This is a genomic window from Longibacter sp. (genome assembly GCF_051155795.1).
Taxonomy (GTDB): Bacteria; Bacteroidota; Rhodothermia; order Rhodothermales; family Salinibacteraceae; genus Longibacter.
In genome coordinates, this window is record NZ_DAXETW010000079.1 from 1 (window position 1) to 10,254 (window position 10,254).

The window sequence follows — 10,254 nt, forward strand, 5'->3', positions numbered from 1 at the left end:
TCCAGGACGACGGCCGCATTGGCCGCCATGATCTCGATCAGGCGGACGTCGAGGTCGCTGATGCCGTTCGGTTCGCGGCTTCCCACGGAGATGACGCCATGGCTCGCCACCGGAACGTACACGGCGGACCGCACGCTGCCGCTTGACGTGCCCGGCGTTTCGATCCATGTATCGCCAATCCGCAGCGTTTCGCCGGTGCAATAGGCCTCCGCTGCCGGGGTTTCGCTATGAATGTCGCAGGCCGCCCAGGTGTAGGCTCCGTCTCCGCCCCGCCCCGCACCGGCGTCTGACTCGTCGACCGTGACCAGTTTTCCTTCTTCGAAGAAGCGGACGGAGGCGACCGGGTACTTGAGCGTTCGCCGGACGAGGCCTTCGATCTGCATGGCGACCTCTGCCCGACCGCTTGCGCGCAGAAGGTTCTCCATCGCGCCGTAGAGCGACCGGATCGTTGCCCGTCCGGCGCGGAGTTCAGCCTCCATCGTATGACGATCGGTCACGTCTTGAAGCGTCCCGGCAATCTCGACGATCTCCCCATGCCGCCGGATGGCATCGCCGCGGACCTCCACCCACTTGCCTTCTCCGACGGCGAGAGGAAGCTCCAGTTCGAACGGCTCGCCGGTTTGCGCGCAGCGCGTGACGGCCGATCGGAACGTCGCGTTGGCGCCGTCATCGATCGGATCGTCCAGGGCGTCGAACGTAAACGGGGCGTTCACCGGTCGCTCGTAAATGCGGTAAATCTGGCGGGTGCACGAAAGCGTACCCTCGACCAGGTCCATCTGCCATCCCCCGATGTTGCCGACCTCCTGAGTCGTCCGGAGCAGCAGGCGGTGCTCACCAAGCGCCTTCTGCGTCTGCTGCCGGGCGGCGTACTCGGACCACCGGTTGTTGTAGAGGAGAACGGAAATGCCCGTCATGAGCGCCGTCGCCACGCCAATTACGGGGATATGCTGTAGCACCGCCGTAACGCCCAGCGTGGACAGCGACAGCATAACGCTCACGATCGACAGTCCGAGAGCGAGGACGTGCCAGGGCCGGAACGGAATGGCAATCACGGCCACCATATAAAGCATGGTGACGAACCCGGCATTCTGCAGGTTATTCCCGAACACCGGATCGTCGTACAGCATCACCGCCCCGGCCGAGATGAGTGCGACGGCGGTGACGAGGCGCCCGGTTCGAAGCGAGCACCCGCTCCACGAAAGCCACAGGTAGATCAGCGAGATGACGACCACGTACGCGTCGTCAATGAGCAGCAGGTCCGACGGAGCCACGCTGCCGGGACCGGCCGGGATCAGGATCATGTCCTGATTCAGAACCAGGACGTTGATGGCCACGAAGCAGAAGATGTTGACCAGGCCGATAATTCCGGCCCACTGCAGTCCCTTTCGCATGACCGCACGAAGGGCATCCCGAAACCCCGGATTGCGGTCGCGCTGGGAAGCGGCCGCGAGGACGTTCCAGAAGTTGTGGCGGGACTCAGCCATGGGAAAGGCGGTTTCCCTGAGACGGGGCTGTCTCGGGCACTAAAAGGGGGCGACGATCCGACGGGCGCCGCCTGTGGACGGCTGTCGTGGGTCGCTCGGTGTCATTGCGCAGGAAGCCGACGAAAAAGGTCGCGGCCACGCGCACACATACGTTCGAAATAGATACTTCAATGTAAGCAAGAAGTACCCAAACGCAATAATAAGCCAGGCATCATAAAGGAAGCTTTGGTGCATCTGAAGCGAATCCGGGTGTCACGGGATCGTACCGTACGGCACGAGGATATCAGCGACCGCCGGCGTCCGTTTCAGCCGGACGCAGGGCCGCTCTCTTCCATCGTCCACTGCGGTATCTTGCGTACAGGATGGTGGCCGGAACGGCAGTTTCCAGGATCAGGGCCGCCTGCAGGCCAGGCAGGCCGAGGGGGGTCGTTGCACCGAGGTAAGCCGCCGGCACGGCGAAGGCGCCGAGGCCGAGCACCTGCGCGTAGAACGGCCAGCGTGTGTCGCCGCCGGCGCGGAGCGGTCCGAGGGCTCCGTTCATCAGTCCCCAGGCGACGACGCTCACGCAGGTGGCGCGGACGAGCGTAGCTGTCATCGAGACGATCGCTTGATCCTGCACGAACCAGCTGCTGATCGGCTCGGCGAACACGAACACGGTCGCGGCAACGACCGCATAGGTGGCCACGGTAAAGCGGAGCGTGTCTCGAGCGTAGCCGTCGGCCGCTCGTTCATCACGTGTGCCCAGCGCCTGTCCGACGAGGCTGCTGGAGGCGAGCCCGAAGCCCCACCCCGGCGTGTTCATCAGAGCACGAAGGCGAAGGGCGACGACGAACGCCGCCACGGCGTTGGGGCCGAACAGACTGACGATGGCGAGCATCGGAAACTCCCCGCCGTTAAGTGCGGCGTTTCGCAGCACGAGGGGCGTTGCAATGCGACCGAGCGACTGCGCGGTGGCGTGGTCCCAGACCGGGGAGCCCCGATCGATGCGGAGTGGCAGTTGTCCAAGAAGCGGCAGCCGCCCCGTCGCGAGTCCCCGCGCGAAGACGACCGTAGCAGCGGCATTGCTGAGGACGGTCCCCAGTGCCGCACCGACGACCCCGAGGTCCAGGACGAAGATGAGCGGAACGTTCACCACCACGTTTCCAACCGCCGCGCCGGCCCGGACGATCATCGGGGTCTGCGCGTCGTTTGCCCCGACAAACGCACGGCTCGCCACCAGATTCAACGCCGCGAAGGGCATGGCGAGGCTCGCCACTCGGAGATAGTCGGCGCCGTAGCCGATGGCCGCCTCCCCCGACCCGATCAGCCGGATGAAGGGCTCCGGCGCGATCACGAAAGCAGCGACGAAGGGTAGCGTACACGCGGCAGCGACAACAGCACTCACCGTGATCGCGGCGCTGACCGCTCGATCCTGCGAGGCACCAATACGCTGGGATACCAGGCTGATGGTCCCACCGGCGATACCGCCGCCGAGGATAAACGCAAGCATCCAGAACGGCAGCCCGTACCCCACCCCGGCAATCGCAGCGGGACCGAGCGCCACCCCGACCATGGCCACGTCCGCCGTGGCCTTCGACATTCGCGCCAAGCCGGTGATGACACGGGGCCACGATAATGTGGCGATGCGGCTTGCCCGTTCCCTGTCGATCCAACCGAGCGACACCAGGCCGCGACCGATCCCTTGGATAAGTGCACGAACGGGATTCGAGATGACCAGAGGAGTAACTGATTCAGGATTGATCGGTGCCGCACTCCAACCGTAGGTGAATGGTCAGGGTGCAGATAATGGACCTGAATCAACCCGGGGAGGTTCGTTCGCGGCGACGGGATTAGATGCTTTTCACGGGTGGTACCCGGATGATCGTGCCCCGGGCACCGTTCATCGGTTTGGATCCACCTCGACCGTCGTCATCGTGACGCGAAACTGCCCGCCTTCCACGTTCGGTGCGTGCAACTCGCCGCTGACGGAAATCTGGCCCCGTTGCGTGTCGGTGCGACGTCGCGTGCCCGTGATGATCCCCGGCTGCTCTCGACAGGCAACCGGCTCGTACGTAGCGATCGTTTTCGTCCCCGACCCGCGGAGCACAAACGTACCCACCAGCTCCGTGTCCGTGATGTCCGTGATGGTGACCGTTCCCGTCAGCGTCCCGCTGACCTCCTCGATCGTCCCGCTGAACGAGCGGAGCCCCGCCTCGATCTCACAGTTTACCGCTTCGGCTACTCCTCGCTCTAACATGTCCGAGAAGGCCGGGATATCTGGTCGAAACCCCTCCGGGACGTCTTTGAGTGCTTCGTTCATTTTCCCCTCCGCCGCAGCACCAGCGGCGTCGATGCGCTTCTCCAACTGCTTCATCCGCTGCTGAGCGCCGCGACAGGCCTTCAGCACCTCCTCGCGCTCGCCGTCGGCACCGGGACATTCCGGCGTATCGATGACCTGCCCATTCCATCGACTGTAAAAGCCGCCGAGCGTCGGCACCACACCGGCCATTTCCGCCTCCCCGGCCACCGCTCGCGCAGCATAGGTCTTGCCGGGCTGCAGATCAGCCGGACGCGTCTCCGGGAGGTGAATGTTCAGGAGAAACGACGCATTCGGAGCCCATCCCGCGGTTCCACCATGTGCCACGGCCCGGGGGTCGTCAAGGCTTCCGGTCTGCCAGATTACCGCGGTCGGGCTGTAAATCTGAAATACGACGTCATCGAGTCGACCACCGGAAGGAGTCGTCGCCTCCTCCAGACGTTGCCCTGCATCTCCCATCGCCTGTCCGGACGGGTTCCCGGTTGCGTGCAAACTGTCGAGGTTCTCGGCAATCCCTTCCATGGCCTCCACTCGAGCCTGAATCCCAGCATTTGCCTCTCCACTGGTAATGAGCCCGGCCATCCTGGCCCCTTCCTCACCGATGATTCCGACATGGTGCGAGCACGCCACGCCCCCGGTCATGCCCAGCCCGGAGACGTTCAGCCGAACGGGATGGGGCGTTTGCGTGCCGCGAGAATCGAGATACGCTGGATTCATCACCGGACCGGTCGACGCGTCTTCATTCACAGCATCCACCATGACGTCCGGATCACAGAGCCCGGCGATCTGCTCGGGACCGTCTCCAAGATGCGCCTCTCCCGATCGCTCTTTCGATGCCGTAAGCAGGTGACTTCGGTCAGCCGTGCTGCGCGCCTTCACGACAACCGTCCCTTGCAGCGGATCCGGCATCGTCACCTCCACCTCTTCTCGCTGTGGATCGCTACGGTGGCGTCCCGTCCGCTGCCACGACGCATCGCCTCGCACGACCTCCCATTCGAGCGACGGATCCTCGGCATGATCGACGACCGCATTCAGCGTCACCGTCTGCCCCGCCTGCACAGAGGCGCGTGCCGGAGACACCTTAACGTCGATGGGTTCGACCTTCACGACGGGACACACGTGCGCGCCCTGTCCCGCAAACCGAACGTCGTCGTACGACGGCGCGGCCAGGGAAATCTTAAATCGCGTCTCGCCGACGGTGACCGGCTTGTAGGTGTACCAATCGACGGCTTTAACGGAGGCACCATCCAGAATCCGGGTGTTGTTCCATCCCGTATCCCATACCGACACCGTGTAGCTCTGGGATGGCACGCAGGCCAGCAGGCCGGTCGACTCGCCATCCTTCGTCGCACGTTCATTGACCGCTTCGCCGAAAAGAGTGCTGAAAAGTTCGTTGATCGGCTCATTTCCAGAGGGTAGTGCGATGTCGGGTACCCCCAGTTGCTTGAGCTCAAAAGACATTCCCTTCACCCAGTCGATATCCATGGTGGACATCGCCATGGACATCAGCGTTCGATCCAGCTTCCAGCCCTTGCTAACGACCCGGAGGCGGATATCCTGGATGCGACCGGTTCGATCGTCGTCCTCGTCGTAGACGGCCGGATTCATTCGAGCGGACATTTCTGCGATGTGTCGCGGCAGGGTCTGGCTCTCCGCCTGACGCATCAGCTTGATAATTTTCAAATAAACGGCCTGTCCGAACATCGTAGATCCGAGCGCCGCGGACCACTTCTTCGCCTGCGGCGTCGGCATGCTGGCCGTGGCCCAGCCGTACGCCGCCGTGGAAGCATCGAGCGTCGCAATCGCCCGGTCCAGATGCTCGACGACGCCTTCACTCAGGCTGATCTCTCCGCGAAGGGACATGCTCATGAGGTTGCTCATCTGCTCCGGTGTCGTGACCGGAATGTCCGGTGGATCCACCCGAACGAGTGAGTTCGCGCAGTGGATTAATCCATCTGGAGGCCGGACCGGTGCCTCATCCGGGCACTGGTAGGTCTGCGTTGCTGCCCGCGTGACCGGCCGTGCCGGAGGCAGAGACCCAGCCGGAAGACGCGCCGTGCGTGCGTCGGCGCGATCGGGCGTCCGATCCGGAAGCGACGCAAGCTGAAACGGGGAGGCTTGTTTATCTCCGCTGTGCCCGGTCACGGCGCTCGGTGACACGATCGGTTCGGTAGCCCGAATACGGTTCAACTGAGCGGAAAGCACGGTCTGCGCTCGTCCTTTTGCCAGGATGGCATCCAGAACGGCCACGTCGAGCGTGTCCATGGCCTGCGCAGATGAATCGGTGCGAAGGGTCTCCATCGCTCTAAAAGCGAGAGCCATCGGGATGACCGGGCCGGGGAGCCGATCGATCGGTGCGGACCGGAGCGCCTTCTCGTCGACGCCGAAGTGACGGGCGTGCGCCTGAGCCAGCACTCGCCCGGTGTCGAGCACGGCCGCCGTCTCTCCGTCCGCGCGCTCCAGGGGGTCAATGGTAAACTCGATGGACGGACAGTCTACCCGTCCGTTCGAGAGCGTCATTTCTACGTCGCCTCCCTCGAGACGAAACGCCGGATGGATCGGCACCTGCATCTCCGCCGTCGTGGAGTCGACTCGGCGCGCCGGCGCCAGCGTCCGAAGCGAATCGTCCGAAGCGACGACCCTTACGAAGAGCGAGTCCCGCATGACCATCGGGACGTTTCGTATGCGAACGCGGTCAACCGGCTCGGCGCTCGATCTGGCAAACTGTGCGTCCAAACAGGCTGGTGCCGACCTGGCGGGTGGACCCTCATCGGAGGCGTCCGATTCCGCCCGCTCATCGTCCCCACCGCACGCGGCGAGAACGACTGCTATGACCAGGAGCGTGGAGATCGCGCATATCAGGGTCGAACGCATGGGTCGAGGACGGTCGTAGACAGAACGAAAAACGGGTAGGTGACGCCGGCGTGGTGGCCCAAATTTAACCGTTCCGTCACAAATGTGCCACCGGCCGCCTTCTCTGCCTGTTGATGCGGGACCTGATAGACGTGTGGGCGCCGTGTCGGAAACGTGCAGCTACGCACACCGGGACGTGCGATTTCGCACGCCGATGCGAGAACTTACCGGTGGAGCCGGCCGCATTCCCACGTTGGATGGTTAGGATCGATGCTTGCGCGACCGTGACACGACACCTCCTCGACCCTGCCATTGTCTTTCTCCCCGCCGATTATGTCTGCGACTCCGAAACCCGGGCCCATCCCTTGGCGAAGCCTCTTCGCGTTACTCGCGCTCATCCCGGCGCTCGTCATCATGGGATGTGCGTCACCCGACGACCGTGACGAGACCCGTGATCCGGCATCCGACGACGACACAACAGCCGATGCGAGCACGAGTCATCCAGTTCGCGTCACCGGCGCAGACTTCGACCATCTTCAATGGTTGGATGGTGCCTGGCGCGGAACGGGAGGAGACATGGACAGGCCGTTCTTCGAAGCCATCGATATGGTGAATGACTCGACGATGCATATCCGTGTTTATTCCGACTCCGCCCTGACGAAGTTGGAGTCGACGGGGGAGATTGTTCGCTCTGGAGATACGCTGCTCCACCGGTCCGGCAACAGTACGTGGATCGCGACGGAGCTCGACAGTGCGCGCGTCCATTTCGAACCGGAAAAACATGCTATGAACAACTTTACATGGGAGCGAATGTCGCGAACCGGCTGGACTGCCGTCCTTCGATACCCGCAGTCCGACGGCTCGACGCGAGACGTGGTTTACACCCTCGAGCGGATGGGCGGGACGCCAGAAGGCCCAGCGGCGCAAAAATGAGAGCGCCGGTCGACCCTGCGTTGGGCATCTGGAGGTTCCGCGATCACCGTCCTGTTACCCCCGCGATGTTCATAGCGGCGTACAAGAGTGACATGAGACGACGCACGATCTTTGTCCGGTAGAATAATGACGGGTCCCCGGGCCCGTTGTGCCTCCCGCCGCCTTCTCCTTGCACCGATCCTTCTATCGTAATGACCCCATTTGCTTCTGCCATCCGACGAACGCTCACGCTTTTTGCTCTCACCGCCGCGCTCGTCTTCGCCGGATGCGACAGCTCCGGCAGCAACACGGAGGACGCGCCGCAACCGATCGAGCCGGCCGCGTTTGAGGTCGACACCGAATCGTATCCGACGACGCAGTCGGCCGACGCCTCGGCCAAAGCCGGGACGCACGTCCTCGCCGGCGTAACGACCGTCAGCGCTCTCACGTTTGCCGTCGAGGCCAACCTCGCCCTCCCCAAGCTGGTCACGGCCGCCGCCCTTCAGGCCGATCCGGTCATCGAGAGCGGCACGTGGGTGTGGGAGTCAACGGCACAGACCGACTCATCGAACGCAACCTTCCGTCTTGAAGGCACGCCCGACGGGGAGGACGTCGTGTGGGAAATGTTCGTCTCGGCCACCGGACCGACGGGCGGGCTTCAGAACTTCTCCCTCTACACGGGTCGCTCGTCCTTTGATGGGACGAACGGTTCCTGGTCGCTCTTCTACCCGATCGACGGCGCCCGAAGTAACGTCCTTGATGCGAGCTTTACGGTCGACAGTGAGACCACGAAGAGCATCACGTTTGAGGTTGCCGACGGTGCCCAGCGGGATGCCGGCGACACCATCCGTTACGCCCGCGATGGCGACAGCCGGACGGTCGAGTACGTTCAGGTGGAGCCCGTCAGTGAAACCACCGTCTCCTGGGACGCGATCACGAAGGCCGGCTTTATCCAGTCCACCGATTACAACGGCAACGAGAAATCGTGCTGGAGTGCGGAGCCGGAGCTCGACAACGTTCCGTGCTCGTAGCGTAGTACCTGTTCGTATTGACGCACCGTTTCACCGGACCGCTCGCTCGCATGCGGCCCGATGACGGATGCCGCCGGGGGGAGCCGCCACCAGACGCGCGCTCGCTCCGGCGGTTTTCTTGAGAGGGTCGCCCAGACGCGACGATCCTTAATCGCTTCGCTATTGGTTCATGGTGGCGCATGATTACGTTGGCTTACGAAACGTGGCTGATGGATTTCACCTTTCTCAAGCTCGCGAAAACCGACGATACCCCATGATCGTCCGCCTGTCGCCGTTGAATGGCATCAAATCACGAGGTGCTGCATCAACAGCATCCACGGATGAGAAGGGCCCGTTTGACCACCGGCATACCCGTTCCCGGACCAACCTCGCCGCCTACTCGGATCCGGCGGGATACGATCACGCCATCCCGGACCTACGTCCGACACCGTCCCTTTCCACGAAAACCGAACATCCTGCCGTCCGCCGTCAGCACATCGACCGAGCGATTCGAGCCCTTGCTGAAGGGTTTGAACACCTCTCTTCTCGACGCCGGCGCCTACTACTCGCTCATCTCATCAACGAGCGGAACCGGCTTCCGTCCGTGCTCGGCGACTGACGGTTCGTCTGGTTTACCCGATCTCATCCTGGGGAACTGGCGCGCGCCATGCGTGCCAGAGGATTCGGACGAATCGGACGGTGCCGACCAGAAAAAGTAGGGACAGAGCGAGGATGACGGCGTTGCCCACGATCGACAGGTTCGTGAGCATCGACGCCAGATCATTCACGTCCAAAACCCATCGTGCGAGTCCGTATCCCATCCCGGTAAAGACCCCGACGAAGAGGAGAGCGCCCATCGCGTCGATCCAGAGCCAGCGACGAATCGGGAAACGCATCGAGCCGAGTGTGAGAGGGAAAACCGTTCGAAGATAGAGCGGGAAGTGGAAGAAGACATACACAACCGGCGGATACTGCTCGATGAATCGATGGGCCTCTTCGTTGTCCTCGAGTACGCGCCGGATGCAGCCGAACCGTCGAAGCCCCCATCTTCCCATGGCATAGTTGATCTGATCCCCGATCAGTGTGCCAGCGACCGCCGCGCCCAGCATCGCGACCGGAGCAACGTCACCCGTGTGAATCAGCAGCCCCGTGACCAAGAGGGCGGACAAACCGGGAACGATGATACCGAGGAAGAGAGTGTTTTCAAGTGCAAGCCAGACGAATACCAGAAGCGGACCGTGCTGCTGAAGCCACGGAAGCAGGCGCTCGATATTGGAAAACAGCACGTCTACCTGCATAGTCAGATGCCGCTTCTGGCCGGAAGGGCGTTCAGTGAAGAGGTTTGACTGCTTCACCACGTCCTACGCCCCCACCCGACGGAGGACGTAAACTCAGGCTTACGCTTTCGTCATCGTTTTAAAACGAGCGGGTAATGTTGCAGCAATTGGTTTCTGCAACTGCATCGAGACATTGACTACCGGTTGATGGAACGACTTCGAAGGACAATGGCCTCGCAATCAGTGCTTTGAGGGGCAACGTTCCATCAACACGGTTCATTAGCCCTGCTCCCGGTTGCCGCGCCGCTTATGACGGTCGAAGGCTCGCTCGCCCACCGCTTCCTTAAGGCCCCGATGACGACCCCGTTTCGTCATCCACCGGAGCGGCGGGCTACACGGTGGGTCATCCGCGCCACGCTTAC

Annotated in this window: 6 protein-coding genes and 1 pseudogene; 3 read left to right on the forward strand and 4 right to left on the reverse strand. The window is 62.8% G+C overall.

The window, feature by feature from the left end:
• The 3 genes and pseudogenes from ACFCU0_RS08395 to ACFCU0_RS08405 all read right to left on the reverse strand — a co-directional run.
• Positions 1–1,484: pseudogene (locus tag ACFCU0_RS08395) on the reverse strand (hypothetical protein); the annotation flags it as partial.
• 283 nt (positions 1,485–1,767) lie between these two features.
• Positions 1,768–3,195 (reverse strand): MATE family efflux transporter, encoded by a 1,428-nt coding sequence (locus tag ACFCU0_RS08400; protein ID WP_434973221.1) that lies wholly within the window; start codon positions 3,193–3,195, stop codon positions 1,768–1,770.
• A gap of 168 nt (positions 3,196–3,363) precedes the next feature.
• Positions 3,364–6,654, reverse strand: coding sequence for a hypothetical protein (locus ACFCU0_RS08405; RefSeq protein ID WP_434973216.1), 3,291 nt, complete (start codon positions 6,652–6,654; stop codon positions 3,364–3,366).
• A 312-nt stretch (positions 6,655–6,966) separates the two neighbouring features.
• On the opposite strand from ACFCU0_RS08405, the gene ACFCU0_RS08410 reads away from it, so the two are divergent.
• The 3 genes from ACFCU0_RS08410 (at position 6,967) to ACFCU0_RS08420 (ending at position 9,174) form a co-directional block, all read left to right on the forward strand.
• Entirely contained in the window at positions 6,967–7,566 is a 600-nt protein-coding gene (locus tag ACFCU0_RS08410) for a hypothetical protein (RefSeq protein ID WP_434973217.1), read from the forward strand.
• A 191-nt stretch (positions 7,567–7,757) separates the two neighbouring features.
• The gene (locus tag ACFCU0_RS08415) at positions 7,758–8,576 is read left to right on the forward strand and encodes a hypothetical protein (RefSeq protein WP_434973218.1); all 819 of its coding nucleotides are present in this window, start codon (positions 7,758–7,760) and stop codon (positions 8,574–8,576) included.
• Positions 8,577–8,829: 253 nt separating this feature from the next.
• Positions 8,830–9,174, forward strand: a complete 345-nt coding sequence (locus ACFCU0_RS08420; RefSeq protein WP_434973219.1) for a hypothetical protein — start codon at positions 8,830–8,832, stop codon at positions 9,172–9,174.
• Between the two features lie 13 nt (positions 9,175–9,187).
• On the opposite strand, the gene ACFCU0_RS08425 is transcribed toward ACFCU0_RS08420, so the two are convergent.
• A complete protein-coding gene (locus ACFCU0_RS08425; RefSeq protein WP_434973220.1) occupies positions 9,188–9,841 on the reverse strand; it encodes a DedA family protein in 654 nt (217 codons plus the stop codon).
• Positions 9,842–10,254: the final 413 nt, after the last annotated feature.